Origin of the sequence: Rhizobium sp. BR 250 (assembly GCF_047445855.1) — a bacterium.
Lineage (GTDB): Bacteria > Pseudomonadota > Alphaproteobacteria > Rhizobiales > Rhizobiaceae > Agrobacterium > Agrobacterium tumefaciens_I.
This window is the reverse complement of the sequence record NZ_JARWKW010000007.1, coordinates 155,181-180,966: the sequence shown is the minus strand read 5'-3', so window position 1 is coordinate 180,966 and position 25,786 is coordinate 155,181. Positions and strand designations below refer to the sequence as shown.

The window sequence follows — 25,786 nt, the reverse complement described above, 5'->3', positions numbered from 1 at the left end:
GCCCGCCGCCTCCATGGCGGCGGGCTCGCTAACCGACTACCGGAAGATGTGAGGCATGTCCGCCAAGGCCGGATAGGCACGAAAGACGAGAAAAGAACATGAACGAACCCATCATCATCGCGTCTTCGGCGCGAACGGCAGCGCTTTGCCTTGCCGTGCCTGGCGCGCGCTATTTCCTTCCGTCCAAAACGGAATGGCATCTGACGTCGGCGGATGGCGACGAAAGGAGCGGCGAAACAGCGACCGTGGTGACGCTGCTGCATGATCTCTCCCCGGATACCCGCTATGTCTTCGAAGCGGAGGGGTTAGGACGGCTGGAGTTCGGAACCGCCCCCTGTGCCGGGCTTGTCGAGGCTTTGGAATTCTCCCTTATGCCGGATGTTGCGCTCGATGATGAGACACGCGCGCGCGCCAATGCGCAGGCGCTGGAAAGGGCAGTGGCTGCGGTGCCGCAGGGCGGCACGTTGCGTCTCGGGGCCGGTCTCTGGACGGCCTTTCCCGTACGCCTGAAAAGCAACATGGTCCTTCAGCTTGCCGAGGGAGCCGTGCTGCGCGCGCCTTCCAGCCGCAAAGGCTGGCCGATCCTGCCTGCCCGCGATGATGCAGGCCGCATGCTCGGAAGCTGGGAAGGCTTGCCGGATGCCTGTTTCGCCGCGCCCGTTCATGCCATCGGGGCGGATAATCTGGTCATCGAGGGTAGGGGCATTCTCGATGGTTCGGGCGACAGGGGCGACTGGTGGAGCTGGCCGAAAGAAACCCGCGACGGGGCGCGCCGGCCGCGCGGCCTGCATCTCGTTTCCTGCCGCAAAACCCGGCTTCTCGGTTTCACGATCCAAAACGCCGCCTCCTGGACGATCCATCCCCAGGGCTGTGAAGATTTGATCGCTGCCGGCCTCAGCATCGCCGCGCCGCATGACAGCCCGAACACCGATGGTTTCAACCCTGAAAGCTGCCGCAACGTCACAATATCGGGCGTGCGTTTTTCCGTCGGCGACGATTGCATCGCGGTGAAGGCGGGAAAGCGCGGAGCTGATGGCGAGGACGACCATCTTGCGGAAACCCGCGGCGTTCAGGTGCGTCATTGCCTGATGCAGCGTGGCCATGGCGGGCTGGTGATCGGTTCAGAAATGTCCGGCGGCGTGCATGACGTAGCGGTTGAGGATTGCGACATGGTCGGCACGGATCGCGGCCTGCGTCTCAAGACACGGCGCGGGCGGGGTGGTACCGTCAGCAACATCACCATGCGCCGGGTGCTGCTGGATGGCGTGCAGACCGCGCTTTCCGCCAATGCCCACTATCATTGCGACGCCGATGGGCACGATGAATGGGTGCAATCGCGAAAACCCGCACCGGTCGATGGCGGCACGCCCTTTATCGACGGCATTACCGTGGAGGACGTCGAAATTCGCAATCTCTCCTATGCGGCCGGCGCTTTTCTCGGCCTTCCCGAAGCGCCCATCCGCAACGTCGCCATCCGCAATCTCACCATCGTCTCGCACGATCCGTCGGCCATCACGACGCCGCCAATCATGGCCGACCGGCTGCGTCCCATGCGCCATGAGGCGATTGTTTTCGAGCAGGCGCATATAGTCTGCGATAATCCCGCCCTGTTGAGCGATGCTTCCGTTTCCATTGTGTCAGATTCCGATTGAGAAAACCGATGAAAGTCACTGAATATTTTGACCAATTCTCCAGTCGCTATAAACATTACAAGGGCGGAAGCTGGTGTTATGAGGATGGATGTGTCTATCGCGGCCTGCAGCAGCTGTTCGAGGCCACCGGAGAAGTGCGCTGGAACGACCATCTGCACCGTCTGGCCGATGCACAGATAGCACCAGACGGCACGCTCGCCGGTTACGATCCGCAGGAATATAATATCGACCATATCCTCGCCGGCCGTATCCTCTTTCCCATTGCGGTGGAAACGGGCGATCCGCGTTACCTCGCTGCGGCGGAACATCTGGCGGGGCAACTACGCAGCCATCCGCGCATCGCATCCGGGAATTACTGGCACAAGAAGCGTTATCCGCATCAGGTCTGGCTGGACGGACTTTATATGGGGCTCCCTTTCCAGATCGAATATGCGCAGGCGACGGGCCGGGCGGAACTGATCGACGATGCGCTACGGCAGTTTTCAGCGGCGCTCGCGGCGACGGCGGATAGCGGTGGGCTCTATGCCCATGGTTATGACGATAGCCGCAGCCAGCGCTGGGCCGATCCTCAAAGCGGTAAGTCTCCCGCTATATGGGCGCGCGCGGTGGGTTGGCTCGCCATGGCGCTGGTGGACGCGTTGGCCATCCTGCCGGAGGACGGCGCGACGGCGGCGCTTCGCAAGAAGACGCAGTTGCTTTTGGGCGGAATCATCGCACGGCAGACCGAGGCCGGCCTCTGGATGCAGGTTCTCGACAATTCGGGCCTTGCGGGCAATTACGAGGAAACATCCGCCTCTGCCATGTGTGCCTATGCCTTGCTGCATGCGGTGCGGCTGGAGCTCGTACAGGGCGATGAGGCTAATGCCGCCCTTTCGGCGGGTCGCCGCGCGCTTGAAGCGCTTCTGGAAACGCGGCTGAAAGCCGATGAAGCGGGTGTGATGCGCCTCATCGGCATTGTGCATGTGGCGGGCCTTGGCGGTTTCGAGGGTAACTATCGCGATGGAACGCCGGAATATTATCTGACCGAGCCGGTGGTGTCCGACGATGCCAAGGGCGTCGGGCCGCTGATGATGGCCTATGCCGAAAACCTGCTTCTGGCCAAGCAGTAGAGGCAGGCTGTTTCAGCGGCGTGACATCACGCCACCCTTACGAAGATCACGGTCTGGATCAGGCCTTGTTTCTTGTGGTTGGCAATGGTGATCGTGCCGCCGAAGCGCTCGATGATTTCCTTGGCGATGGCAAGACCCAGCCCCACGCCGGGGATTGACTTGCGCCGCGCGAGGTCCACCCGGAAGAAAGGCTCGAAAACCCGTCCGAGAAGCTCCTGCGGAATGCCGGGGCCTTCGTCGCGGATCGTCACGACGATTTCCCTATCGTCCCCGGTCAGATCGATATACGCCTTCTTGCCGTGGGTGACGGCGTTCAGCACGAGGTTGCGCAGGGCTCTCTTGAGCGCAAGCGGGGCGGCCTTGATGGTCATGGGCGCGTCCGGCGCGGTAAAATCGAGCGCGCCGGCATGGCCGAGATCGGAAAGTTCGCTGACGATTTCGCCAAGCAGCCTGCCGATATCGATGGTCTTGATGCTGTCCTGGCTTACTTCCTCGCGCACCAGCAGAATGGCACTATCGGCGATGGCGTCGAGTTCCTCGAGGTCCGCCAGCCATTTGGCGCGCTCCTCGTCGTTTTCGATGAATTCTGCCCTGAGCCGCAGACGGGTCATCGGTGTGCGAAGGTCGTGGCCTGCGGCGGCGACGAGGCGCATGCGGCTTTCCATCGCCGCCTTCAGGCGGCGGGCAAGTTCGTTCAGCGCCCGCGCCGTGGCGCGGATTTCGCCCGAGCCGGTTTCCGGCAGGTGCGGCAGCGAACCGTCCGGGCCGATGCTGGCGGCGGCATTTTCCAGCATGTCGAGCGGGCGGGTGATCTTGCGGGCGGCAAAGATGGACACCGCCGCACTGCCGAGAATGATGAGGCCGATCCACATGCCGAAACTCTTCCAGCCGCCGGGCGGTGGACCCATATGCGGAATTTCCGCAATCAACCATCCATCGGTTTTTAGCGCAATTGCCGCAACGGGAGCGGGGTTTCTTCGCATACGGAGGACCATGGTGGTGCGCGGCTCGCCAACGCGGGCCAGCGACTTTTCCAGAAAGTCCGACAGCAACGGGTCCAGATCGCCTTCCGGCGATTTTCGCTGGATTTGGAAATAACCCGGCTGACGCAGGGAAGGATCGCGCTCGGCCATGGTCACGGCAAAGGCGAGGCTGCGGGCCAGCGGTTCCATGGCGCGATCGGGCGGCGGCGGTTGCAATGTCCGGTCAGCCACCACCGTCGCAAGCGCGATGACGGCGACGATGGAGACGATCAGCAGGGCGGCGATGCGGTTTCTGAGCGAGCTCATCGCTGCACCGGCAGGGTTCTGACCTGAACCGTCATCTGGTAACCGCCATTGCGCACCGTCTTGAAGATCGGCGCGCGGGCGTCCGCATCCAGCTTCCTGCGCAGCCGGCTCATCAGTACGTCGATGGAGCGGTCGAAGGGGCCGCGATCCTTGCCCTGTGTCAGATCGAGAAGCTGATCGCGGGAAAGAAGCCGGCCGGGCCGGTCGAGAAACACCTTCAGCAGATCGAATTCCGCCCCCGTCAGCTCGATCTTCTCACCGCCGGCGCGGATGACGGAGCGCTGTTCCGGATCGGCGGTGAAATCCGCGAAACTATAAGTGGCGGATGGGGGGCGGGGTGCTTCATGCGGTGTCGTGCGGCGCAACACGGCTTTGATGCGCGCCGTCAATTCACGCGGATTGAAGGGTTTGCCGAGATAGTCGTCGGCGCCGATTTCCAGCCCGACGATCCGGTCGACATCTTCTTTCAGCGCGGTCAGGAGGATGACGGGCATGCGCGGCCGCCGGCCCTGCAGGTCGCGGCAGATATCGAGGCCGGAGCCGTCGGGCAGCATCACGTCGAGCACGATGAGATCGGGATCGGAGCTTGCGATCCGTTCCTCGAATTCCCGCCTGTCGGCCGCCATCGAGACGCGAAATCCCTGCGAGCCGAGATATTTGGCGAGCAATGTGCGTATTTCCGGATCGTCATCGACGATCAATATATGTGTCACCGAAACCGTTGTCATATCGTCCAGCCTTTTGACGCCACTATACATAAGCGCTGCAAGTGGACGGCGGATTTTTGCAACGAAAGCTTTCCGAAGCCGCTTCGGCAACATTCGGTTACAAATCAGCCAGCCGCGGAACAGGGCCGGAAACATTCGGACCAAAGCCGGAAACGCGGCGCTCCTATCGTCCTTCCATGTTGGAAAACGGAAGGAAGGTAAAATGAAACACGCACTACTGGTTACCACCGTCATCGTGACAGCTTTTCTCGGTGCTTCCGCCGCCGCGCAGGCTGAGGAGCCGAATGGACCTCCGCCGCCGCACGCCGCAGAGCGCGCAGCGCCGCCGCCGGTCAATCCGGATTTCGGTCACGATTTCGGCCCGGACCTCGGCCCCGATTTCGGCCCGAATCCCGGTTTGGCGCGCGGCCCGGAGCATGGTCCGGATCGTCGGCCGCTGCCGCCGCACATGCGCGGTATGCCGGGGCGGCCGGATGTTCTCGGACTGGCGACGAGGCTTTCGGCAGCCGAAATCTATCTCGGCATCACGCCGGAGCAGCTTGGTCCGTGGCGCGCCTATACCACGGCGCTGATTGATCTCGTGTCACCTGTTGCGGAACAAAATCCGCCACCGCCGCCGCCTGTGCCGGGTGACAGCAAGGCCAGACCCGAGCCGCGTCTTGCCGGTGAGGAACTGGCGGGTGACATCGTGCGGAGGGCGGAAAAGGCGAAAGTCCTGCAGGACGCCGCCGCCGCGCTGAAACCGAAGCTGTTACCGCAGCAGGTGCTGAAACTTGCCGAACTGGAGCGTGCGCTGATACCGCCGCCGCCGCCCGGCCCGCGCCACGGGCCTGCCGAACGTGATCGTCTTGCTCCCCCGCATGACGCGATGACGCCGCCGGTTCCCGAAGTGGACCGGGGCTGACGCAACGCTTCGAAATTTCCTCCTTGATCTGCCCCCCGGTAAAGGAGGAAATCAGCCGGCAACGGCTGCAGCCGGGGGATCGCTCGCCTGCGATCCCCCGTGTGCTCTTTATGAGGGGATGGAATATTTCGGCTGCCCGGCACTGATCGGCGTCGTTTTCGGTTCTCTGCCGGCCGGCGCGGCGGGGTGATATCCGCCGCTGCCGGTCACGCCTTGCTTTTTTCGACGAAACGGATGGCGTCGCCCACGGTCAGAATCGTATTCGCGGCGGAATCTGGAATTTCCACGCCGAACTCTTCCTCGATTTCCATGACGATCTGAACGGTCTCCAGGGAATCCGCACCGAGATCGTCAGCAAAACTGGCGTCGTCCACGATCGTGGCGGGGTCTGCGCCAAGCTGGTCCACGATGATTTTTCTGATACGCTCTGCAATGGTGGGCATGAAAAGGCTCCGCAAAAGTTGCTTGCCGCCGAACGTGCCCCATTTTGAATTCGCCGGATGATCCCTGCAAATCACATCGGATTTTTGTGAGGACAGCGCGGCGGAGTCAAAGGGGCAAGACATCGATGACATCCGGACGTAGCATGGCTTTCGCGAGTGTGAAAGGGTGCAGGCCTCCGGCAAGCGCGAGGCAAAATATCCGCGCGCCCGCAGCGTTGAACAGTTTTTGACTGGAATCTGTGAACCGCGACGCGGTAAAGCTCGTTTGTCTTGAACAAATTCGCCAAATCGCCGAGCATCACGCCATGGTCCAGTCGTTTCCGGAACGTTTCATCTTGCTCGATGGCATAAGGGGTGTGGCCGCCCTTTTTATCGTCCATCGTCATGCCGAGGCGCTGTTTGGAAAAAGCACGGCTTCGAGCTATCTCGCCGTGGACCTGTTTTTTGCACTCAGCGGGTTCGTGCTGGCGCATGCCTATGGCAGGAAGCTGGGCGAAGGGGTCATCACACCCGGCTTTTTCATGAAGGCGCGGTTTGCCCGTCTTTACCCGCTCTATGTGCTGGCGCTGGCCCTGATGGTTGCCTATTTCATCTGCCTTTACGTGCTGGGCCTGCCGACGCCGATCGACGATCTGCATCGCATGATCGATCCCGGCGAACTTGCCTTCGCGCTGGTGACGGGACTGCTGTTCTTGCCCGCGCCCTTCACGCTCACCCTGAACGGCGCATTGTTTCTCGTCAGCCCGGCATGGTCGCTTTTCAACGAGCTGGTGGTGAATGCGGCCTATGCCCGCTGGGGTGTGCGGGCCACGACGAAACAGACGGCCGTGGTGCTCGCCATCAGCGCCCTTGTGCTGATGGTGGCGGCGGCCGAGTTCGGCCGGCTGCACGCCGGTTTCCGCTGGCATGAAATGTATGCCGGCATGGGAAGGGTGTTCTTCTCGTTTTTTGCCGGTGTGCTGATTTATCGTTTCCGCAATCGCATGCCGGCGCTGAAGCCCGTGCAGGCGGCACTTTGTCTTCTGCTGGTCTGTTTCATCCTCGCCGTACCCATGTCGCGCGAGCTGCGGCCGTTTTTCGATCTTGTGGTCGTGCTGCTCGTCTGGCCGCTGCTGCTGTTCGTGGCCAGCAAGACGGTTCCGGGGCGCCGCGTGGAAATGGTGTCGGTATTTCTCGGCACGGCGTCCTATGCGGTCTATGTGCTGCATATCCCGCTTCTGGCCTGGATGGAGCTTCTCATCCCGGCGGTGCACAGGGAGAATTTCGGCCTGCCCGCCGGCATCGTCTTCCTGATCGCGACGACCTGCCTTTCATGGTATCTGACGGTCCATTACGATCAGCCGGTGCAGACATGGCTGAAGAGCCGGCTGAGAAGACGAACGGAAATCCGCCAGCCGGTGTGATCCTGTATTAGGCATTTCCAGGAAAAGCAGCTTCTGCTTTTTTCGTCGGAAAATGCAATGAAACAAGAAGTTGGAGTGTTTTCTCAATTTGGGAAAAAGTGAAAACGCTCTCGTTGCATATCCTCAATAATGGGCGAAGATCGGGGCCGTCAGCACAAAAGCCGCAACGAGGCTGATGATCGTCAGTTTCGCCGCTCGCATGCGCCGCATTCTGCGGCCACTCCAGTCATACGTCATACTCACTCTCCACGCAGACGCAAAACTTACCGGCATGGAACCCTCCGGACCTCTTCGCAGGGCCGGTCAAGGTCCCGCAATTCAGCCTTCCATATGTCCATACCCAAGCCTCCCTGTCGCACCTGATCGCACGCGGGACGCTCAATTTGAGTGTTGCCTGATATATGGCATTTGCCAAGCCGTTATTTTCATCGGTGATTTTGAAGGCCGCTTTCGCGTGGGCGTTACGGGAAGGAGGGCCATCGCATCACCGGTAAAGAGGCGGCAGGCCCTGGATCGCATACCGCGGCAGCGGCTTCCATGGTTTCACGCGCTCATGTTTGTGAACGCCGAACAGAAACAGCATTTCCTCTGAAAGATCGGCGGGGTCCGTCACACCGTCCTGAAAGAGCTCGATCACCTTTCGGGCCGCATTGTTGTAGAGTTTCACCTCTTCATCCATGGTGTGGCGGTCATAACCGAGACCTTCGAGCACGGACTGAAGCATGTTGAGATCCTGCGACGTGATGATGCAATTTTCATATACGGAAGACATGACGTCCTCCTTTCTTGTGGGGCTTACAAAAGCCGGAGCATCGAACGCCCGCTCGGACGCCGTGCCGACGCTTCAACGCCTTGAAACGGGGCGACGCAAGGCAAACCGTTCCCGGCCCGTGCCGCTATGAATGTCGCGTAAATGCCGGATCGTTTCTGCCGATCGATGAAAAGGGGCAGAACAGGGCTCAAGGACGGCAAACAGGCCAAACGGCGGTAACGCCCTTCAACTACCAAAAAAAAGAGTGCGCCCTTTGCGGGGAATAGGCAAGTTAATTCCGGGATAGGTGCAGGGCATTCGCCGGCCAGACTGCAGGCAACAAAAAAGGCCGGGGCAATATTGCACCGACCTTCTCATATCGCTCTCAACACCAGTGCCAGTACATCCGTGGTCAAAAGTCTGAAGCGACTAAAACAACTGCGAACGACGATTTCATTCGCGCTCACCAGCAGTTGCTGTGAGTGTCATATAGATGGGCAATGTGGCCAAAACAAGTCCAGCGCCTTTGCAGACGCTTTTATTCATCGCGACCTGTCTGCCCGAACCAAGAACGACGTTACTTCTTTTTGCCATCCGCCGTCGTGGCGTTGGCAAACTTGACCTGTGATCCCGCCGGTGTCGCTGCGGGGGCTTTGGTCTTGTCCTTTTTCGGTTTGCGGATTTCCTTGTTGCTGCGCAATTGACCTTTGGCCATGGGTGTTCTCCTCACACTGGGCTTGACGTCGGGCGAAAGCGGTTATTTCTCCGCCCGATCGAGCTTCTGCCGGTCCCGCAATGATCGATGCGGCCCGGTTACGTCTTTCCGGACCGCTTCTTGCCGGGAACAGGTTCGGTCGGGACAATCGCCGCTTCCTGTGCTTCGCGAAGCTGGCGAAGGCGTTCCGTTTTGCGGGCGCGCTGGTCGGCTTCGGCATTTATGATCTGTCTGGCGGCGCTATCCGTCAGTGATGCCTTGTCTTGCGCGGATAGTTTACCGGGTTTGAAAAACACCTCTTTCGTCGCGGCCATGGCATTCTCCTTTACGGAAGAGCGGTATCGAACGGTTACCGGGGGCGAACAACCTTCTTGGGGGCGGGCAGCAGCCCTTCGCGTTGCATTTTCTTCCTGGCCAGCTTGCGGTGGCGACGTACGGCTTCGGCTTCTTCACGAACGCGCTTTTCCGACGGCTTTTCATAGGACTGCCGGGCCCGCATTTCGCGAAGGATGCCCTCGCGCTGCAATTTCTTTTTCAGGACGCGAAGCGCCTGCTCCACATTATTGTCTCGGACGAGTACCTGCAAGAATATCTCCTTTAAGCAGCCTCCGCCGCTATTTTCTGATTTTAATCGTATTCAGATTGATCCAGCTCGATCCGGCTTCGCGCGGCGAGGGGCTTTCGCTCCTGCCCGGCCGGGTTGGGGGCGAAGTGGGCACATCTATCTCATCGAGCGCGATGCTGCGCTCGAAATTTTCATGCTGGAAACGCACCCTGTAGCGAACCGCCCCCTGCGCCTCCGGCATGACCGATACGATCCGGCCGGGACCGTCGGGCTGGTTGCCGCCCAGCACGCCCGGCTTCAGAAAGACAGCGTCGCCGCAACGGTAGGGATTTTTGCGCATGAGAACCTCCAGGGCCCAAAAACAAAAGGCCGGGCTTTGACCCGACCTCTCACAATCATCCAAACCTCCAGCCAGTACATCCGTGGTCTGGAGCTCAAATGATGAATATCAAGCTGCCTGAAGATTGTCGGCAGAGCTTTTTCCGGACCGGCGGTCCTGAACGATCTCATAGCTGATCTTCTGGCCGTCGTTGAGCGAACGCATACCTGCGCGCTCTACAGCGGAAATGTGAACGAAAACGTCCGCACCGCCATTGTCAGGCTGAATGAAGCCGAAGCCCTTGGTGGCGTTGAACCACTTTACAGTACCAGTGTTCATAACGATTTCCTTTCGTAGAATCGTTGGGGTTCCCGCGATACCTTGCGGAATTAGATCGATTATTTGAGAGGAAATCCGACGGGGAACATAGTGTTCCAGAAACGACGTCACAAGCAATGGTCGATGAAGGGAATATAGGCTCAATTTTTGATTTTGCAATGGGCCGGGAATGAAAAACCGGTCGCCGACAATCGCGTGCAGGGCAAGCGGTTGTTTTCACGCGCTTTTCTCCATCGTTTCCGTCTGCCCGCGTAGCTGCGGGCCTTTGGCGCGCAGGCGCATCAGCCGCCGCCGGGAGATACGTCCTTCGCACCCTCGTCCGGCAGGCTGCCCGCACCCGGCGTCTTGTCGTAATCTGTAAGGGACGGTTTGGCATGCGGACCGGCGGGGGGAATTTCGCTCGGTCTGGAAGCTTCCTTTCCGGTCTTTTTCGGTTTGTTTTTTTTTGTCATATCCGCGTTCTCCTTCTGGAGGAAAACGCCGGAGAGAAGGTGAAGTTCCGCCGCCCCGCTGCCTGCCATGCGGGCTTTTGCCGTCAGCGGCGGGAGCGCGGTTTTTTCTCTTCGCGGTTCATGTCGCGTCCGACCCATTTGAAAAACAAAACGAGGCTGACGCCGATGATGATGAGCGGAACGAAGGATTCAAAACTGGACATGACTCACTCTTTCTTACCCCGGCGATCATTTTATCGGCAAGGAAGAAGCGCGTAATCTGCGGAATATCGTCCGTTCTTTTTGGCAGTTTCAGCGTGCAGCCCGCGATCGAGGGACTGCACGCCGACATGGGTTACAGGGGCAACGATTTTACCGGCTGGGAGCCACCCTCGCGGGCGCTTTTCAGCGCCGCGACGCCACAGAGGACGGACATGGCGCCGGCGCGTGAACCCGCCCGCTGACGCAGCCGGTCGTTGGAGCCCGGCTTGAAGATCATGTCGCGCATGCGGTTGTCACCGCCATAATGGCCGCCGGGCTCATGCGGCACCCAGATGCGTTCGACACCGCCGCCGAAACTTTTCACCAGCAGGATTTCATCGGCCGGCGGCTCCGTCCACGGCTGCTTTTCATATTGGCGCATCTCGATGCGGCCCTTATGGCCGTTGAAGGCGATGTGGTGGCCCTCGATCGGCATGTAGGTGTTCAGCGAATAGGAGACCTGCACGCCGCTGGCGTAACGGATCGACGCACTCATCGTATCGGGGATGTCGATCTCCTCACGGAAGACGCAGGCGTCCCGCATATAGCCATCGATGCTCGACGGGTCTTCATAGAGTGCGTCGAGGAAGGGATCGGCACCGAGATCCATGAAATAATCGCACTCGCCTTTGTGCGGACAGGTGCGACAGCGCGTTCCGCGGAACGGCCCGTTCCTGCCATAATGCAGTAATTGCCCGAAGCCCTTTACCTCCACGGGATCGGAATCGAGATACCAGTTCAGGAGATCGAAATGGTGGGTGGCCTTGTGCACGAACAGGCTGCCGGAATGTTCGGTGAAGGCATGCCAGCGGCGGAAATAATCCGCGCCGTGCTGGTTATCGAGATACCAGTGAAAATCGACCGAGGTAACCGTGCCGATGGCGCCGTCGTCTATCAGTTCCTTGATGCGGGCGGCGGTGGGAGAGAAACGATAATTGAAGGAGACGTCGACCCGGCGGCCGCTTTTGGCTTCGGCTGCGCGAATGCGGTCGATCTTTTCCGGGGTGGTGGTCATCGGTTTTTCGCTGATGACATCTGCCCCGCCCTCAAGCGCGCGGATGATGATGTCGTCATGGGTATCGTCCGGCGTGCAGACGATCACCAGTTCGGGCCGCTGCTCCACCATCATCCGCTCGAAATCATCGTAAAGCGGCGCGTTCGATCCCATCATGGCGCGGGCGCGTTCGGCGCGCATCAGGTTGAGGTCGCAAATGCCGACAAGCTCGACATAGTCGCTCCAGCCCGCCAGCAATTCGCGGCCCCACATGGTGGTGCCGCGATTGCCGGTGCCGACCAGCGCATAGCGTTTGCGTTTCACCCTTTCAGGCATTGTCTCTCTCCCGGATAATCAACAAACAGTCTTGAAACGCTCCACCACGGTGGCGAGAACCTCGTCCATCGGGCGGGCCTGCCAGCGGTGCGAAAAGATTTCCACTTCCTGCGGGCCGTGGAAGCCGGCGGCCTCGATCATGGCGCGAAACGCCTTGAGGTCAATCACGCCGTCACCCATCATGCCGCGATCATTGAGCGGATCGGTGGTCGGCACCAGCCAGTCGCAGATATGGTGGGCGAGGATTTGCCCGTTCCTGCCGGCGCGCGCCACCTGCTCCTCCAGTTCCGGGTCCCACCAGACGTGGTAGACGTCGATGGCGACGCCGGTGCCTGCACCCAGCCGGTCGCAGAGATCGAGCGACTGTTTCAGCGTGTTGAAGCAGGCCCGGTCGGCGGCATAAAAAGGGTGAAGCGGCTCGATGGCCAGCGGCACACCGGCGGCCCGTGCATAGGGCAGAAGCTCAGTCATGCCGTCCTCCACCATCTGCCGCGCACCCTTGAGGTCACGCGAGCCGGCAGGCAGGCCGCCGACAACGAGCACAAGGCAATCGGCCTTCATGGCGGCGGCCTCATCGACGGCGCGTTTATTGTCTTCGATCGCCAGGCGGCGGCCTTCCGCAGTGGGGGCAGGGAAAAAACCGCCGCGGCAATGGCCGCTGAGGCGCAGACCGTTCTGTTCGACGATGCGGGTCGCTTCGGCGAGCCCGACGCCGTGCACCTGCTCGCGCCAGGGCGAAATGGCGGTGATGCCATGTGCAAGGCAGGCATCAACGATGGCGCCGAAATTGCCGCCCTGCCGCACGGTGGCGAAATTGATGGAAAGGCCTTCAAGGCTCATGTCGGTATCTCCCCTCGTTCTGCTTCAGCTGATGCCCCGCACAGTCAGGAACGTCTTCATGCGGTGGGTGGCGAGATCGGGTTCGGCCAGCACATTGGCCTTGTCCGCCAGCCGGAAAAGTTCCGCGAAATGCCGGGTGGAGCGGGTGCTTTCCTGCCCGCCGACCATGGTGAAATGGTCCTGCAACCCGTTGAGGTAGGCGAGGAACACCACGCCGGTCTTGTAGAAGCGGGTCGGGGCCTTGAAGATATGGCGCGACAGTGCCACCGTCGGCTCGAGAATGTCGAAAAATTCATTGTCCGCGCCGCGTTTCAGGCTGGCCAACGCCTTGGAGGCCGCCGGTGCGATGGCATCGAAGATGCCGAGCAGCGCGTCCGAATGGCCCTGCTCGTCGCCGGCGATCAGTTCGGCATAATTGAAGTCGTCGCCGGTATACATGCGCACGCTTGATGGCAGACGGCGGCGCATCACGATTTCCTTTTCCTTGGAGAGGAGCGAAATCTTGATGCCATCGATCTTTTCGGCATTCGCCTCGATCATGGCAAGGCAGGTTTCCATGGCCTGCATGTGGTCGCCCGAACCCCAGTAACCCTCAAGCGCCGGATCGAACATTTCACCCAGCCAATGGATCACCACCTTCTGGTCCGCGCGGGAAAGAACCCTGGCATAGGCCTCGAGATAATCATCCGGCGAGCGGGCGGCTGCGGCCAGCGCGCGGCTGGCCATCAGGATCACGCGCCCACTTTCTCCCTGAACAAAATCAAGCTGTTCGAGGTAGGAGTCTACAATATGGTTGAGGTCATGGCCGCCGCCATTCAGATGGTCGGTGCCTACCCCGCAGGCAATCAGCGCATCCTTGCGGCTGGCTGCTTCCTTCAGCGAGCGGGAGATGAGTTCCTGCGCCTGCGGCCATGCCAGCCCCATGCCGCGCTGCGCCGTATCCATGGCCTCGGCAACGCCAAGGCCGAGATCCCAGAGCCGGTGACGGAAGCGCAAGGTCGCGTCCCAGTCAATGGCGGGCGTCAGCCACGGGTCGTTATCGGCAAGCGGATCGGCCACCACATGGGCGGCGGCAAAAGCGACACGGTTGAAATCCGCGGCACTTCGTTTTTCAACCGCGACCGGCGTACCGGACAGTTTGTAGACCTCGATGCTGCGATCTTCTTTTGGAAGCTTGAGTTCGCTCACGGCCGCCTCCTCAGGAAAGGGCTGGAACGTCGAGCCAGCGGCGTTCCTTCCATGATCTCAGTCCAAGCTCGGCAAGCTGCACGCCCTTCACGCCTTCCATCAGCCCATAGGGCCACGGGTCATTATCGACGAGGTGGCGCACGAACATCTCCCACTGCGCCTTGAAGCCGTTGTCGTAAACGACATTGTCCGGCACTTCCTGCCAGGTCTTGTAGAAATCGATGGTCTGCGGCTGGTCGGGGTTCCACACCGGCTTTGGCGTGTTGGTACGGTGCTGGGTAAAGCATTTTGTAAGGCCCGCCACCGCCGAACCATGGGTGCCGTCCACCTGGAAGGTGACGAGATCGTCGCGGCGCACGCGAACGGCCCATGAGGAATTGATATGGGCGATGGCGCCGCCTTCGAGCTCGAAGGTCGCATAGGCCGCATCATCCGCGTCCGCCTTATAGGCTTTGCCCTGCTCATCGAAACGTTCCGGAATGTGAGTGGCGCCAAGGCAGCTTACGGATTTTACCGGCCCGAACAGATTGTCGAGCACGTAACGCCAATGGCACAGCATATCGAGAATGATGCCGCCGCCATCCTTCAGGCGGTAGTTCCACGAAGGGCGCTGCGCCGGCTGCCAGTCGCCCTCGAAAACCCAATAACCGAACTCGCCGCGCACCGAGAGGATCTTGCCGAAGAAGCCGCTGTCGCGCAGCATGGCCAGCTTGCGAAGGCCTGGCAGGAACAGCTTGTCCTGCACCACGCCGTGTTTGATGCCGGCGCTTTCGGCGAGCCGGGCAATCGCCAGCGCCTCTTCCATCGTGTCGGAAATCGGCTTTTCGCAATAGACATTCTTGCCGGCCTTGATGGCCTTCTCCAGCAGGCTGCCGCGCATCTGCGTCGTGCCGGCATCGAAGAACAGCGTATCATCAGGGTTTGCCAATGCCGCATCGAGGTCGGTCGTCCACCGGGCGACATTGTGCTTTCTGGCGATTTCTTCGATCTTCGCGCCGTTGCGGCCGACGAGGATGGGGTCGAGCATGACCCTTTCGCCGCTCTTCAAAAGCACACCGCCCTGATCGCGAATGGCGAGAACGGAGCGCACGAGATGCTGGTTGTAACCCATGCGGCCGGTGATGCCGTGCATGATGACGCCGATACGTTTCATGAATTTCCTCCCAAGGCGACCTTTTCCGCAAGGTCGCTTCCGTCAAACATGGCAATTTGTAACCATTTGGTTATTTGTGGTCGCGAAGAAGGCGATCTGTCAAGGTGTTTTCGGCAGGAGAAATTCGGATATCGCATGCTGCGGCCATTGCGTGTCTTCACTGCGCCGCAAAAGAAAACGACGCGCTTCGCGGGTGCGAATGGCGCGTCGTTGCTGTTGTTAAAAGAGAATTCGGCCCGACTGGCTCAGACCGGCCGCACCGCAGCAAGCAGGGTGTTGACGATGTGCTGGCCCCAGCGTTCCAGCTCGGCCGGGTCGGTCAGGTCGCGCTGGAAGATTGTCGACAGCGTGAACCGGTTCGAAAGATAGAAAGCGCCGAGCGAAGCGATGGTCAGATAGACGTCGATCGGATCGAGGCCATCACGGAATTCGCCAGCCTCGCTGCCACGCCGCAGCACGTCTTCAAGTTCCGAAATGAAATTCGAATGCATAGCCGTAATTGTAGGAGATTGCCTGAGATAGCGGGCTTTATTGAGGTTTTCCGTGGCGAGAATGCTCAGGAATTCCGGGTGGTCGAGGAAGTAGTGCCAGGTGAAAAGCGCAAGTTCCCGCAACCCATCCGAAGGGGCCTTGCGGGTTAGGTCAAGCCGCCGTTCGGTTTGGCGGATATGGCGATAGGCATCCTCCAGAACCGCAAGGTAAAGCGCATCCTTGTCGCCGAAATAATGATAGATCATCCGCTTGTTGGTGCCGGCGCGACGGGCGACGACATCGATTCGTGCCCCCGCCAACCCCTTTGCCGCCACCTCGCGGCGGGCCGCCTCAAGGATCGCGGCCCGGGTTCTTTCCGGGTTTCTGACCTGTGTCGTCGCGCGTTTGCGCTTGGGCGCCGGCGTTTCTTCCGTGGCCGTGTCGAGTGGCTGGTTTTTTGTCGTTTCTTCCATTTCAGCACCCGCTTGACAATGTTGGTGATCGGTGTTCCCATGTAACCAATTAGTTATAAAACGGCAAGTGTCGTTTACGTTCATCATCAATTGGCAGTCAATAGGGAGGAGTTGCCAATGCCCATGATGCTTAAGAGGAGAACTGTACTTTCAACAGGGCTTGCGGCCCTGTCGCTTGCAACATTGGGGGGAGGGTCGGCACAAGCGCAGGCCGCGCGCCTTCGCATGTTGTGGTGGGGGTCACAGGAACGTGCCGATCGTACCAACAAGGCGATTGCGGCTTACAAGCAGGTGAAGCCCGATCTCGACATTGCCGGCGAATTTGCCGGCTGGAGCGATTACTGGCCGCGCCTTGCCACGCAGGTGGCGGGCCGCAATGCGCCCGACCTGATCCAGATGGATTATCGTTATATCTTCGAATATGGCCGTCGCGGCGCGCTGGCGCCGCTCGACGACTATATCGGCAAGGGCCTGAAGATTGAGGATTTCGGCAAGATGAACATCGATTCCGGCCGGGTCGATGGCAAGCTTTACGGCATCAATCTCGGGGTCAATTCGAGTGCGGTCTTCTTTGACAAGGCGGCCTGGGAAAAATCCGGCGCGACACCGCCGTCCATCGGCCAGACCTGGGAGGAGTTTGCCGAAAACGCCGCCAAGCTCAGCAAGAACAAACCGAAACCCGGTTATTATGCCACGGCCGATGCGAGCGGCGTGGAGCCGAGCTTCGAAAACTGGCTGCGCCAGAATGGCAAGTCGCTTTATACGCAGGATGGCGCCATCGGTTTCGATCCGACCGATGCGACCAAATGGTTCACTCTGTGGGCGGATCTGCGCAAGAGCGGCGCCTGTGTGCCGGCCGACGTGCAGGCGCTGGACCAGCTCAATATCGAAACCAACCCTCTGACGACCGGCAAGGCGGCCACCGCTTTTGCCCATTCCAACCAGTTCGTCGGTTATCAGAAGCTCAACAAGTCCAAGCTTGCGATAAGCTCCTATCCGAAGAGTACGAAGGATGGTCCTTCCGGCCACTATCTGAAACCCTCCATGCTGATCAGTGTTGCCGCCGGCAGCCCCGGCATCGAGCAGGCGGTCGGTTTCATCAACTTCCTCGTCGCCGAACCGCAGGGCATCGATATTCTCGGTGTCGAGCGCGGGGTTCCTGCCTCGGAATCCATGCGCAGCCAGTTGAGCAGCAAGCTCGACGAGGTCAGCAAGATCATGGTGGATTATATCGCCGAGATTACCCCCGGCGTCGGCGATCTGCCGCCGGCGCCGCCTCCGGGCGCGGGCGAATTCGCCTTCGTTTTGAAACGCACGGCGGAAGAAGTTGGCTTCGGCAAGATCACGCCGGAAGAGGGCGGTGACCGCCTCGTCAAGGAATCCGAAACCGTTATCAAACGGAAGTGATGGTTTATGGCCTTTCGATCTGAAACTCTTGTGGGGGAGAGCCGTGGCGCGGCTCTCCCGAAGCGGGGCGGCGTGAAGCGGATGTTCGACCGCAACATTCATGCCTACCTGTTTCTTCTGCCCTGGCTGATTGGCTTTTTCGGCCTCACGCTGGGCCCGGCGCTTGCGTCGCTTTATCTGTCCTTCACCAATTACGACCTGTTGCAGTCGCCGGACTGGGTGGGGGCGGCCAATTATGTGCGCATCGCCACCGCCGACCCGAAATTTGCCGCCGCCATGCAGGTGACGTTTACCTATGTGCTGCTGTCGGTGCCACTGAAGCTGATCTTCGCGCTTCTCGTGGCGCTCGCTTTCAATCGCGGCATCAAGGGGCTCACGCTTTACCGGGCGATCTTCTACCTGCCGTCGCTGCTGGGTTCGAGTGTCGCTATCGCCGTTCTCTGGCGCCAGCTTTTCGCTTCGGACGGTCTCGTCAACATGGTCCTCTGGCAGGCCTTCGGTTATGAAGGGCCGAGCTGGATTTCCAATCCGGATTATTCGATCTACACGCTGGTCATCCTGTCCGTCTGGCAGTTCGGTTCGCCGATGATCATCTTCCTCGCGGGTCTCAGACAAATCCCGCAGGATATGTATGAAGCCGCCGAAATCGACGGTGCAAGCAAGGTGCGGCAGTTCTTCCGCATTACCCTGCCGCTCCTGACGCCGGTGATCTTCTTCAATGCCGTGATCCAGACGATCGATGCCTTCAAGGCCTTCACCCCTGCCTTCATCATTTCCGAAGGCACCGGCGGGCCGATCAACTCGACGCTGTTCTACACGCTCTACCTCTATCAGGAAGCCTTTGGTTTCTTCCGCATGGGTTACGCCTCGGCGCTTGCGTGGATTTTGGTGATCATCATCTCGCTGTTCACGGCCTTCTCGTTCCTCAGCGCGAAATACTGGGTGCATTACGATGACTGATGCTGTTACCGCCCCCCGGCCGGGCCAAGGCCCGCAACGCTCGCCGCTGAAATCGGTGATGCTCCACACGGCGCTGATTATTGCGTCTTTCGCGATGCTCTATCCGATCCTGTGGATGATATCCGGTTCCTTCCGGCCGCAGGATGAGCTGTTCGGCTCCTCCTCGCTCATCCCCTCTGCGGTCGATGTCGGCGGTTATATTCGCGGCTGGACAGGGCTGCAGGTGAGCTTCGGGCAGTTCTTCTGGAACTCCTTCTTCATTTCGGTGCTCGCCACCATAGGAAACGTCGTCGGTTGTTCGCTCGCCGCCTTCGCCTTCGCAAGGCTTCGCTTCGGCGGTCGCAATTTCTGGTTCGCGTTGATGCTCGGCACCCTGATGCTGCCCTATCACGTCGTGCTCATCCCGCAATATATCCTGTTCCTGGAAATGGGCTGGGTGAACACTTCGCTGCCGCTGATCGTGCCGAAGTACCTCGCGACGGACGCTTTCTTCATCTTCCTGATGGTGCAGTTCTTCCGTGGCATTCCGCGTGAGCTCGACGAGGCGGCCGTCATGGATGGCTGCTCGCCCTTCCGCATCTACTGGAAGATCATGCTGCCTTTGTCGCTGCCGGTGCTGGCGACGGCCGCCATCTTTTCCTTCATCTGGACCTGGGACGATTTCTTCGGGCCGCTAATCTATCTGAACGACATCAATACCTACACCGTGCAGCTCGGCCTCCGCTCTTTCGTGGATTCCACCGGCAGCTCGGACTGGACCTCGCTTTTCGCCATGTCCAACCTGTCGCTGGTGCCGGTCTTCCTGTTCTTCCTGTTTTTCCAGCGGCTGCTGATCGAAGGCATCGCGACCACGGGAATGAAACGCTGAACGGAACCCGGATCGGGAACGTATTTTATAAAGATATCAACACTGTCGCCGCCGCTCTTCATGCGGCGCGGCAGTCGGGAGAAACAGCATGGCAAGCAGCATTACGCTCGAAAAAATCGTCAAGCGGTTCGGCGCTTTTCCGGTCATCCATGGCATCGATCTGAAGATCGAGCCCGGCGAGTTCACCGTTTTCGTCGGTCCTTCGGGCTGTGGCAAATCCACACTCCTGCGCATGATCGCCGGGCTTGAGGAAATCTCCGAAGGCGATCTGCGTATCGATGGCGAAAGGGTCAACGAGACCGCGGCCTCCAAACGCGGCATTGCCATGGTCTTCCAGTCCTATGCGCTTTATCCGCATATGAGCGTTTACAAGAACCTCGCTTTCGGCCTCGAAACGGCGGGTTACAAGAAGCCTGAAATTCAGGCGCGGGTGCAGAAGGCCGCCGATATCCTGCAGATCGGCCCGCTTTTGCAACGCAAGCCCAAGGCGCTTTCCGGCGGTCAGCGCCAGCGTGTCGCCATCGGCCGCGCCATCGTGCGCGAACCGAAAATCTTCCTGTTCGATGAGCCGCTCTCCAACCTCGATGCCGAACTGCGCGTGCAGATGCGCGTCGAAATCGCCAAGCTGCACCAGACGCTCGGCAGCACCATGATCTATGTGACGCATGACCAGGTGGAAGCCATGACCATGGCCGACAAGATCGTCGTGTTGCGTGACGGTCGCATCATGCAGGTCGGCCGGCCGCTCGATCTTTACAACAATCCGGCCAACCAGTTCGTGGCCGGTTTCATCGGCTCGCCGAAGATGAATTTCCTCTCCGCAAAGGTGGCCTCCGGCGACAGTTCCAACCGCACCATCGAAGTGGCCGGCCGGCGCATCGTATTGGAAAAACCGGTTGCCGCCCAGCAGGGCGAGCCGCTCACCTTCGGCGTACGCCCGGAGCATGTGAACCCGCAGGCACAATCGGCCTCGCTTGGTGACGCCTCGATCCAGCTTGTCGAACATCTCGGTGGCTCGACGGTGGTCTACACCGCTACCCCCGACGGCCAGCCCGCCACCGTGTTGCTGGACGGCCAGCGCCATATCCGCATCGGCGAGACCATTCCTTTTGCGTTTGATCTGGCGAAAACGCACCTGTTCGGGGCGGATGGGCGTCGGATATGAGGGGTGTGTGGGTGGAGCCGTTCCACCCATTTTAGTCATTTGCCGCATCAGGCTCTGATGAAAGATTGGCGAAGCTGTGAACATGAGGTGGCCGACAAAGTCACAAAGCTCGCGTTCGTCATCCTCGGGCTTGTCCCGAGGATCTGCAACCTTTTGATTTTACGAGACGTTGGTAGATCCTCGGGTCAAGCCCGAGGATGACGTCGCGTGTGAGGTTACATTTTGGGCGAATTGGCTATTCTATGAGCCGGCAAGGATCTTGCTCAGCGTCGCTGCATCTTCCGCAAATTGCCCAACATCGTCACCCCTGACGAATTCCAGCATTGCATAAGCCGGTTTATCCCAACCGCTTTCCGGCAGGGCCGCAAGGCAGGCTCGCCAGAAGTCTGCTCGCTCACCAAGCGGCAGGCGGCTGGCATCGGCAAGCCAGGCGAAGACGTGCAGGTGGCAGATGCGCGGGCCGAGGGCGGCGATTTCCTTGAGCGCGTCGGAAAGCGGCAGGCCGGGTGCCGGCTGCCAGTAGAAGAAGAGATTGGGTGCGGTCAGGTCCTGTGCCAGTTGCAGGGCCGAGGGCAGGGTGTCGGTGAGCGAATTGGGGTGATATTCGAGGCCGATCGTCATGCCGTAGTCTTCTGCCTGGCGGGCGATATTTGCCAGCGCCTGCGTCGCCATGTGGCGCTCCTGCGGTGAATAATCCGTCGAGGGGCGTTTGCGGTGGCCGGGCCAGATGCGGATGTGACCGGTGCCGAGCGCCCTGGCGGTTTCCAGAACGGCCGTCACATCTTCCGGCCTGTAATCCGGCGCGAAGATATAGGAGCCGTAGGAGGAGACGGTGAGGCCGGCTTTGGCCGTGCGTTCCGCCACATCCCTTGCATTATCGAAATCGCCCGGTGGCACATGGATATCCGCGCCCCATTCGATCGCCTTGATGCCCTTTGCCGCGGCAAGGTCGATGACCGCCTGCGGCGACAGGGAACGGAAGGTGACGGAACAGAGGCCCGGCTCGAAAATCCTCATGCGATCAGTTCCAGATGTTCAGGCCGAACCTCCTGTTCCAGCGCCCTGCCCATGCAGAAACGTTCGATCTCGGCAATCGCCATGTCGCCAAGACGTGCACGCTCAAGGCCGGTCGCGCCGGCGATATGCGGTGTCAGAAACACATTCGGCAGGCTGTAGAAAGGTGAATCCGGCGGTGGCACTTCCGGATCGGTCACGTCGATGACGGCTTCGATGCGGCCCGTCTTCAGTTCCCTCAGAAGCGCGTCCTCATCCACCAGCGCGCCGCGCGCGGTGTTGATGAGTGTCGCGCCATTCTTCATGCGGGCGAGTTCCTGCGCGCCGATCATATGCCGGGTTTGGGGCAGGGAGGGCGCATGCAGGGATATGACATCGCTTATCGCCATCAGCTCATCGAGCGGTACGAGGCGCACGCCGAGCCGTTCGGCCTCCGCCGGGCTTAGAAAAGGGTCGAAGAGGGCAAGATCGAGATCGAAGGGGCGCAAAAGAGCGATGACGCGCCGTCCGATCCGCGACGCCCCGACGATGCCGACCGTCAGGCCGAGATTGCCGATGGGCTCGGATTGCAGTTGCTCGACATTGCTCCGACCGCGATCCCTTTCGTAAAGGCGCCTGAAGCCGAAGGTGCGTTTGCCCGCAAGCAAAATCATCGCCAGCGAAAATTCGGCCACCGGCTGCGCATTTGCCTCTGCCGCGCTGCACACGGTGATGCCGCGCTCGAAGACCGCTTGCGAGAGGAAATATTTGACCGTGCCGGCGGCGTGGGAGATCAGCTTAAGCCGCGGCATCAGCGCCAGTTCCCGGGTGCCGATATCGGGGCAGCCCCAGCCGGTCAGAAGAATATCCGTCTGTTCCAGCTGATCTTTCACCGAGGCGTCGTGAAAGTCGCAGATGCGTGCCGTATCAAGGATTTCGACACTCTGCGACAGCCTGTCGAGGGCCTGCGGTGTCAGAACATGCTGCGTCCGGTTCGGGTCCATGGCAAGGCTGAGACGCGGAAGCCGCACCGTCATTGCGGCTCTCCCGCCATGGCGCTGACGGGAACGCCCGTTTCCCCAAACAGACGGTCGAGCGCCTCAAGATCCGGGCATGCGGGAACGGCGGCAAGTGTTTTTTCGCTCTCCGCTCCGGCCACGCCCGCAAAGACGGCGCAGGCAAGCAGGGTTTCGCCCGCCGGAATCTCGCCGCGCAATTGCGGCACCGTGGTCTTGGCGTTGATGAGATTGGTATTGGGCAGCGCCTTCAGCGCCACGCCCTGACGGCTCACGCTCGATCCGAGATCAACGATGGCGGACAGGTCGGTGCCGCAATCGGCCGTCGCCCGTCCGGCTGTCTCGCTCACCGCATCGCGGTCGCCATCGTTGCGGTTGATCGCAAAGCCGCCTTCGGCAACGGAAAGCGCGCGCGCGGAGGTGATCCGGTGCAGCCGGACATGCCAGTCACCGGCGGCAACCAGCGTCGTTTCAACCGTCACATCCGGAAATGGCTTCCATGTGGCCCGCAGATTTGCTCCGGCCAGCAGAACCTTACGGTTGGTCTCCCGCACCCGGTAATGAAGGCCGTCGTCGGAGAAGGCCAGCATATTGTCAAAACCATTGGTCTTGAAACCGCGCTCGTCCACCTCGACGCCAAAACCGTAACGGGAGGAATAGGCGAATTTGGCATATTTCTCCGGCCCGCCGCGCATGGAAAGGTTTTCCTGCCCGCTGGAAAGTGCGGTGACGTTGCCCTTCGCCCGCATCATCACCATGCCGGGATGAATGAGCGGCCGCGGTTTGGTTGACACTTCGGGCAATGTCTCCTCCGCCTGCCAGAAGGGGTGGCTTTCGGGAAGCGCTAGCGGCAGGAAGGCCTTGAGGGCCCAATACGGCGAACCGGCGGAACTATAGCTTTCCGACATGGTGAGCTGCGGATAGGCATAACCGATGGAAAGCACGCCATCGCGATCCGCGATCGGTTTGTCCGCCCACCAGCGCAGATGGCTCAGATAAAGCCCCTTGATCTCGCCCCAGGGCAAGGCTTCCTCATCCGCAAAGGCAAGGCCGGCCCAGAAGCCGCCGCAGGCGAAACGATAGGTCATGGAGCGGCCGAAGGCGAGGGTGCCGCCATCCTCGTCGAACCAGCTGGCGAAATCTCCGGCGAAGAGGCGCGCTCGCTCGCGATACCGTTTGGCGGAGGCATCGTCAGGCTTGCTAAGCCTGGCATAAATCAGCCCGTAAAAATGCATGGCGAAGGCGATATAGTGGTCGATGCGGCGATAGTTGCCATCGCGATACCAGCCATCGGCAATGTAGAAATCGTCCAGTTCCCTCTGGAATGTCTCGGTCAGGCTGCGGTCGAAACCGATGCCGAGATGGTCGAGTGCCATATCGACCATAACCCGGAAGAACTTCCAGTTATTGTCGGCATAATTGCGCTCGCGCGCCGTCAACAGGTAACGGCTTACATTATCCTTCTGCACGTCGGACAGGGGCTCCCAGAGGTGTTGCGGCGCAAGCCGCAGGGCAAAGCCAAGTGCTGCAAGCTCCACCAGCCGCTGGTCCTTCTGGCGCACATCACCCCAATAATCGGGATGGGCGGGGTCGGTGCCATTGGCAATGCCTTTCGCCAGAAGCGGCCAATGGGCGAATGTATCGCCGCTCAGCGCAAGCGGCGCGATGCCCCAGAGCGGCCGGGCAAATCCTTCCAGATCGGCCGCCGCCCGGTCGAAATGTGCGGCCGTGCCGCTCAGCGTCACCCTTGCTCCGCCCGGTGAAAAATAGGGCAGCAGCGGCGCGAAACTGTCATCCAGAGCGCGCCGGACATCGGCGCGGGTCTTGAGCGGATTGCCGTGCAGCGGGTTGAATCTTGCCATGTCGCGTCTATTCACAGTGTCATGCATCGCGTGCTGCCTTCCCGGTCTTTTTTGCCTGTCCGGCGGTCTGCCCTTCCACCAGTTGCACGCCCAGCTGCACATGACGGGCATTGGCGGAGGGTTCCGTCATCCGGCGCCGCAGCAGCTCCACCGCTTCGCGGGCAATTTCACGGCGGTCGACCCTGATCGTGCTGAGCCTCGGGGTGGAGAGTTCGGCAAAGGGCAGGTCGTCGAAGCCGATGATGGAAAGATCGTCAGGCACGCTGAGGCCAAGTTCCTGCGCCGCACCCAGCGCGCCGAGCGCAATCGCGTCGTTCATGCAGAAAATGCCCGTTGTCTCAGGGTCTTTGGCAAGCAGCTGGCGAACCGCATCGCCAGCCTGTCCGAAGCCGCTCTCGGCCGTTGAAAGCAGGAATTCCTCATAGCTGGCTCCCTCTTCCTCGATCGTCTGCCGGAAACCGCGCATCCGCTCCCTTATGGTGTGGCGGTGATGCGGGCCGATATAAGCAACCTTGCGGTGGCCGAGTTCCAGAAGCCGCCGCGCCGCCATCGCGCCGCCGTAAAAATTGGAAGGCGAAATACAGTCGAGCAGCATTGCGGGATCGGCACTGTTGACCAGAACCGGTTGCAGCACACCCTGCGTGATGCGGTGAATGATCTCCTCTTCGGGGTCGAGACCAATGGCGAGCAGGCCGTCCACCTCGCAGACCCGCTGCGTGAGTGCCTCGTCGATCTGCTTCTGGTGCAGGAGCCGGATATCGAGTTCGAAACCATCCGTCTGGGCAAGGCTGCGCAGCGTGTCGAAAATATCGTGATAAAAGGCGCCGATATCGCCGGTCGCCCTTTCCGCAGCCATCAGCGCCAGGATTTTTTTGCCCTCCAGCGTCATGCCGCTCGCCTGGTTTCCGGCCGGGCGCAAGGGATAACCAAGTTCGGCGGCGACACCCAGAACCTTCGTCTGGATAGAGGCGCTGATGCCTTTTTCACCCGCCAGAACACGCGAAACGGTGCTGATGGAGACGCCGGCACGCTGGGCGATATCCGACTGGCGCGGGCGGCTGATGTCGGGCGTATCGTTCATATCGTCTCCTGCGCTTGCAAAAAAATCTATTGTGATGCAAATATTGCAAACTAAGAAAATTTGCAAGAAT

27 protein-coding genes are annotated in these 25,786 nt (G+C 60.3%); 8 read left to right on the top strand and 19 right to left on the bottom strand.

Going from position 1 to position 25,786, the window contains the following annotated elements:
* Nucleotides 1-98 precede the first annotated feature (98 nt).
* Together pglA and QD336_RS13590 are read left to right on the top strand one after the other, a co-directional pair.
* Nucleotides 99-1,652 carry a polygalacturonase PglA gene (pglA, locus tag QD336_RS13595; RefSeq protein WP_499171080.1) on the top strand — a complete coding sequence of 518 codons (1,554 nt, stop codon included), beginning with the start codon at nt 99-101 and terminating at the stop codon, nt 1,650-1,652.
* An 8-nt stretch (nt 1,653-1,660) separates the two neighbouring features.
* Nucleotides 1,661-2,761, top strand: a complete 1,101-nt coding sequence (locus QD336_RS13590) for a glycoside hydrolase family 88/105 protein (protein ID WP_499171079.1) — start codon at nt 1,661-1,663, stop codon at nt 2,759-2,761.
* A gap of 26 nt (nt 2,762-2,787) precedes the next feature.
* On the opposite strand, the gene QD336_RS13585 is transcribed toward QD336_RS13590, so the two are convergent.
* Together QD336_RS13585 and QD336_RS13580 are read right to left on the bottom strand one after the other, a co-directional pair.
* Nucleotides 2,788-4,050 (bottom strand): ATP-binding protein, encoded by a 1,263-nt coding sequence (locus tag QD336_RS13585; RefSeq protein ID WP_499171078.1) that lies wholly within the window; start codon nt 4,048-4,050, stop codon nt 2,788-2,790.
* Nucleotides 4,047-4,778, bottom strand: coding sequence for a response regulator (locus QD336_RS13580; RefSeq protein WP_499171077.1), 732 nt, complete (start codon nt 4,776-4,778; stop codon nt 4,047-4,049). The genes QD336_RS13585 and QD336_RS13580 overlap by 4 nt, the downstream gene beginning before the upstream one ends.
* A 202-nt stretch (nt 4,779-4,980) precedes the next feature.
* Between QD336_RS13580 and QD336_RS13575 the strand changes: the two genes are divergently transcribed.
* Complete coding sequence (locus QD336_RS13575) at nt 4,981-5,682, top strand: hypothetical protein (RefSeq protein ID WP_499171076.1); 702 nt, start codon at nt 4,981-4,983, stop codon at nt 5,680-5,682.
* A 206-nt stretch (nt 5,683-5,888) separates the two neighbouring features.
* Here the strand turns inward: QD336_RS13575 and QD336_RS13570 are convergent, their stop codons facing one another.
* On the bottom strand, nt 5,889-6,125 hold the full coding sequence (locus QD336_RS13570) for an acyl carrier protein (RefSeq protein WP_269345500.1): 237 nt from the start codon (nt 6,123-6,125) through the stop codon (nt 5,889-5,891).
* 305 nt (nt 6,126-6,430) lie between these two features.
* On the opposite strand from QD336_RS13570, the gene QD336_RS13565 reads away from it, so the two are divergent.
* A complete protein-coding gene (locus QD336_RS13565; protein WP_499171075.1) occupies nt 6,431-7,528 on the top strand; it encodes an acyltransferase family protein in 1,098 nt (365 codons plus the stop codon).
* Nucleotides 7,529-8,012: 484 nt separating this feature from the next.
* On the opposite strand, the gene QD336_RS13560 is transcribed toward QD336_RS13565, so the two are convergent.
* The 12 genes from QD336_RS13560 to QD336_RS13505 form a co-directional block, all read right to left on the bottom strand.
* Nucleotides 8,013-8,300, bottom strand: coding sequence for a hypothetical protein (locus tag QD336_RS13560; RefSeq protein ID WP_269345505.1), 288 nt, complete (start codon nt 8,298-8,300; stop codon nt 8,013-8,015).
* A gap of 556 nt (nt 8,301-8,856) precedes the next feature.
* Nucleotides 8,857-8,994, bottom strand: coding sequence for a hypothetical protein (locus QD336_RS13555; protein WP_269345507.1), 138 nt, complete (start codon nt 8,992-8,994; stop codon nt 8,857-8,859).
* A 98-nt stretch (nt 8,995-9,092) separates the two neighbouring features.
* The gene (locus QD336_RS13550) at nt 9,093-9,308 is read right to left on the bottom strand and encodes a hypothetical protein (protein ID WP_499171074.1); all 216 of its coding nucleotides are present in this window, start codon (nt 9,306-9,308) and stop codon (nt 9,093-9,095) included.
* Between the two features lie 35 nt (nt 9,309-9,343).
* Nucleotides 9,344-9,580, bottom strand: coding sequence for a 30S ribosomal protein S21 (gene rpsU / locus QD336_RS13545; protein ID WP_269345511.1), 237 nt, complete (start codon nt 9,578-9,580; stop codon nt 9,344-9,346).
* A gap of 28 nt (nt 9,581-9,608) precedes the next feature.
* Nucleotides 9,609-9,899 carry a cold-shock protein gene (locus tag QD336_RS13540; RefSeq protein WP_499171073.1) on the bottom strand — a complete coding sequence of 97 codons (291 nt, stop codon included), beginning with the start codon at nt 9,897-9,899 and terminating at the stop codon, nt 9,609-9,611.
* 108 nt (nt 9,900-10,007) lie between these two features.
* Nucleotides 10,008-10,217, bottom strand: coding sequence for a cold-shock protein (locus QD336_RS13535; protein WP_003520191.1), 210 nt, complete (start codon nt 10,215-10,217; stop codon nt 10,008-10,010).
* A gap of 281 nt (nt 10,218-10,498) precedes the next feature.
* A complete protein-coding gene (locus QD336_RS13530; protein ID WP_499171072.1) occupies nt 10,499-10,669 on the bottom strand; it encodes a hypothetical protein in 171 nt (56 codons plus the stop codon).
* A gap of 334 nt (nt 10,670-11,003) precedes the next feature.
* The gene (locus QD336_RS13525; protein WP_499171071.1) at nt 11,004-12,239 is read right to left on the bottom strand and encodes a Gfo/Idh/MocA family protein; all 1,236 of its coding nucleotides are present in this window, start codon (nt 12,237-12,239) and stop codon (nt 11,004-11,006) included.
* Between the two features lie 18 nt (nt 12,240-12,257).
* Entirely contained in the window at nt 12,258-13,079 is an 822-nt protein-coding gene (locus QD336_RS13520; protein WP_499171070.1) for a sugar phosphate isomerase/epimerase family protein, read from the bottom strand.
* Nucleotides 13,080-13,103: 24 nt separating this feature from the next.
* Nucleotides 13,104-14,267, bottom strand: a complete 1,164-nt coding sequence (locus QD336_RS13515; RefSeq protein ID WP_499171069.1) for a dihydrodipicolinate synthase family protein — start codon at nt 14,265-14,267, stop codon at nt 13,104-13,106.
* Between the two features lie 10 nt (nt 14,268-14,277).
* Nucleotides 14,278-15,420, bottom strand: coding sequence for a Gfo/Idh/MocA family protein (locus QD336_RS13510; protein ID WP_499171068.1), 1,143 nt, complete (start codon nt 15,418-15,420; stop codon nt 14,278-14,280).
* Nucleotides 15,421-15,665: 245 nt separating this feature from the next.
* Entirely contained in the window at nt 15,666-16,364 is a 699-nt protein-coding gene (locus QD336_RS13505; protein ID WP_499171067.1) for a TetR/AcrR family transcriptional regulator, read from the bottom strand.
* Nucleotides 16,365-16,481: 117 nt separating this feature from the next.
* Between QD336_RS13505 and QD336_RS13500 the strand changes: the two genes are divergently transcribed.
* The 4 genes from QD336_RS13500 (at nt 16,482) to QD336_RS13485 (ending at nt 20,764) form a co-directional block, all read left to right on the top strand.
* Nucleotides 16,482-17,771, top strand: a complete 1,290-nt coding sequence (locus tag QD336_RS13500) for an ABC transporter substrate-binding protein (protein ID WP_269345526.1) — start codon at nt 16,482-16,484, stop codon at nt 17,769-17,771.
* Between the two features lie 81 nt (nt 17,772-17,852).
* Nucleotides 17,853-18,731 carry a carbohydrate ABC transporter permease gene (locus QD336_RS13495; RefSeq protein WP_269345781.1) on the top strand — a complete coding sequence of 293 codons (879 nt, stop codon included), beginning with the start codon at nt 17,853-17,855 and terminating at the stop codon, nt 18,729-18,731.
* A complete protein-coding gene (locus QD336_RS13490; protein ID WP_020809242.1) occupies nt 18,724-19,599 on the top strand; it encodes a carbohydrate ABC transporter permease in 876 nt (291 codons plus the stop codon). The genes QD336_RS13495 and QD336_RS13490 overlap by 8 nt, the downstream gene beginning before the upstream one ends.
* A gap of 88 nt (nt 19,600-19,687) precedes the next feature.
* Nucleotides 19,688-20,764, top strand: a complete 1,077-nt coding sequence (locus QD336_RS13485; protein WP_269345530.1) for an ABC transporter ATP-binding protein — start codon at nt 19,688-19,690, stop codon at nt 20,762-20,764.
* Between the two features lie 240 nt (nt 20,765-21,004).
* On the opposite strand, the gene QD336_RS13480 is transcribed toward QD336_RS13485, so the two are convergent.
* The 4 genes from QD336_RS13480 to QD336_RS13465 are packed head-to-tail and all read right to left on the bottom strand — an operon-like array spanning nt 21,005 to nt 25,716.
* Nucleotides 21,005-21,781, bottom strand: coding sequence for a sugar phosphate isomerase/epimerase family protein (locus QD336_RS13480; protein WP_499171066.1), 777 nt, complete (start codon nt 21,779-21,781; stop codon nt 21,005-21,007).
* Complete coding sequence (locus tag QD336_RS13475; protein WP_499171065.1) at nt 21,778-22,794, bottom strand: hydroxyacid dehydrogenase; 1,017 nt, start codon at nt 22,792-22,794, stop codon at nt 21,778-21,780. Before QD336_RS13475 ends, QD336_RS13480 begins: the two co-directional genes overlap by 4 nt.
* A complete protein-coding gene (locus tag QD336_RS13470) occupies nt 22,791-24,662 on the bottom strand; it encodes a DUF2264 domain-containing protein (protein WP_499171064.1) in 1,872 nt (623 codons plus the stop codon). Before QD336_RS13470 ends, QD336_RS13475 begins: the two co-directional genes overlap by 4 nt.
* Nucleotides 24,655-25,716, bottom strand: coding sequence for a LacI family DNA-binding transcriptional regulator (locus QD336_RS13465; RefSeq protein WP_499171063.1), 1,062 nt, complete (start codon nt 25,714-25,716; stop codon nt 24,655-24,657). Before QD336_RS13465 ends, QD336_RS13470 begins: the two co-directional genes overlap by 8 nt.
* Between the last annotated feature and the right edge of the window lie 70 nt (nt 25,717-25,786).

Coding starts and splice junctions, on each gene's coding strand:
- QD336_RS13475 (WP_499171065.1), bottom strand. CDS start 22,794: ATGACGGTGCGGCTTCCGCGTCTCAGCCTTGCCATGGACCCGAACCGG.
- QD336_RS13495 (WP_269345781.1), top strand. CDS start 17,853: ATGTTCGACCGCAACATTCATGCCTACCTGTTTCTTCTGCCCTGGCTG.
- QD336_RS13485 (WP_269345530.1), top strand. CDS start 19,688: ATGGCAAGCAGCATTACGCTCGAAAAAATCGTCAAGCGGTTCGGCGCT.
- QD336_RS13575 (WP_499171076.1), top strand. CDS start 4,981: ATGAAACACGCACTACTGGTTACCACCGTCATCGTGACAGCTTTTCTC.
- pglA (WP_499171080.1), top strand. CDS start 99: ATGAACGAACCCATCATCATCGCGTCTTCGGCGCGAACGGCAGCGCTT.
- QD336_RS13510 (WP_499171068.1), bottom strand. CDS start 15,420: ATGAAACGTATCGGCGTCATCATGCACGGCATCACCGGCCGCATGGGT.
- QD336_RS13535 (WP_003520191.1), bottom strand. CDS start 10,217: ATGAACACTGGTACTGTAAAGTGGTTCAACGCCACCAAGGGCTTCGGC.
- QD336_RS13530 (WP_499171072.1), bottom strand. CDS start 10,669: ATGACAAAAAAAAACAAACCGAAAAAGACCGGAAAGGAAGCTTCCAGA.
- QD336_RS13590 (WP_499171079.1), top strand. CDS start 1,661: ATGAAAGTCACTGAATATTTTGACCAATTCTCCAGTCGCTATAAACAT.
- QD336_RS13505 (WP_499171067.1), bottom strand. CDS start 16,364: ATGGAAGAAACGACAAAAAACCAGCCACTCGACACGGCCACGGAAGAA.
- QD336_RS13500 (WP_269345526.1), top strand. CDS start 16,482: ATGCCCATGATGCTTAAGAGGAGAACTGTACTTTCAACAGGGCTTGCG.
- QD336_RS13490 (WP_020809242.1), top strand. CDS start 18,724: ATGACTGATGCTGTTACCGCCCCCCGGCCGGGCCAAGGCCCGCAACGC.
- QD336_RS13570 (WP_269345500.1), bottom strand. CDS start 6,125: ATGCCCACCATTGCAGAGCGTATCAGAAAAATCATCGTGGACCAGCTT.
- QD336_RS13565 (WP_499171075.1), top strand. CDS start 6,431: ATGGTCCAGTCGTTTCCGGAACGTTTCATCTTGCTCGATGGCATAAGG.
- QD336_RS13540 (WP_499171073.1), bottom strand. CDS start 9,899: ATGCGCAAAAATCCCTACCGTTGCGGCGACGCTGTCTTTCTGAAGCCG.
- QD336_RS13465 (WP_499171063.1), bottom strand. CDS start 25,716: ATGAACGATACGCCCGACATCAGCCGCCCGCGCCAGTCGGATATCGCC.
- QD336_RS13555 (WP_269345507.1), bottom strand. CDS start 8,994: ATGGCCAAAGGTCAATTGCGCAGCAACAAGGAAATCCGCAAACCGAAA.
- QD336_RS13525 (WP_499171071.1), bottom strand. CDS start 12,239: ATGCCTGAAAGGGTGAAACGCAAACGCTATGCGCTGGTCGGCACCGGC.
- QD336_RS13520 (WP_499171070.1), bottom strand. CDS start 13,079: ATGAGCCTTGAAGGCCTTTCCATCAATTTCGCCACCGTGCGGCAGGGC.
- QD336_RS13580 (WP_499171077.1), bottom strand. CDS start 4,778: ATGACAACGGTTTCGGTGACACATATATTGATCGTCGATGACGATCCG.
- QD336_RS13550 (WP_499171074.1), bottom strand. CDS start 9,308: ATGGCCGCGACGAAAGAGGTGTTTTTCAAACCCGGTAAACTATCCGCG.
- QD336_RS13585 (WP_499171078.1), bottom strand. CDS start 4,050: ATGAGCTCGCTCAGAAACCGCATCGCCGCCCTGCTGATCGTCTCCATC.
- QD336_RS13560 (WP_269345505.1), bottom strand. CDS start 8,300: ATGTCTTCCGTATATGAAAATTGCATCATCACGTCGCAGGATCTCAAC.
- QD336_RS13480 (WP_499171066.1), bottom strand. CDS start 21,781: ATGAGGATTTTCGAGCCGGGCCTCTGTTCCGTCACCTTCCGTTCCCTG.
- QD336_RS13470 (WP_499171064.1), bottom strand. CDS start 24,662: ATGCATGACACTGTGAATAGACGCGACATGGCAAGATTCAACCCGCTG.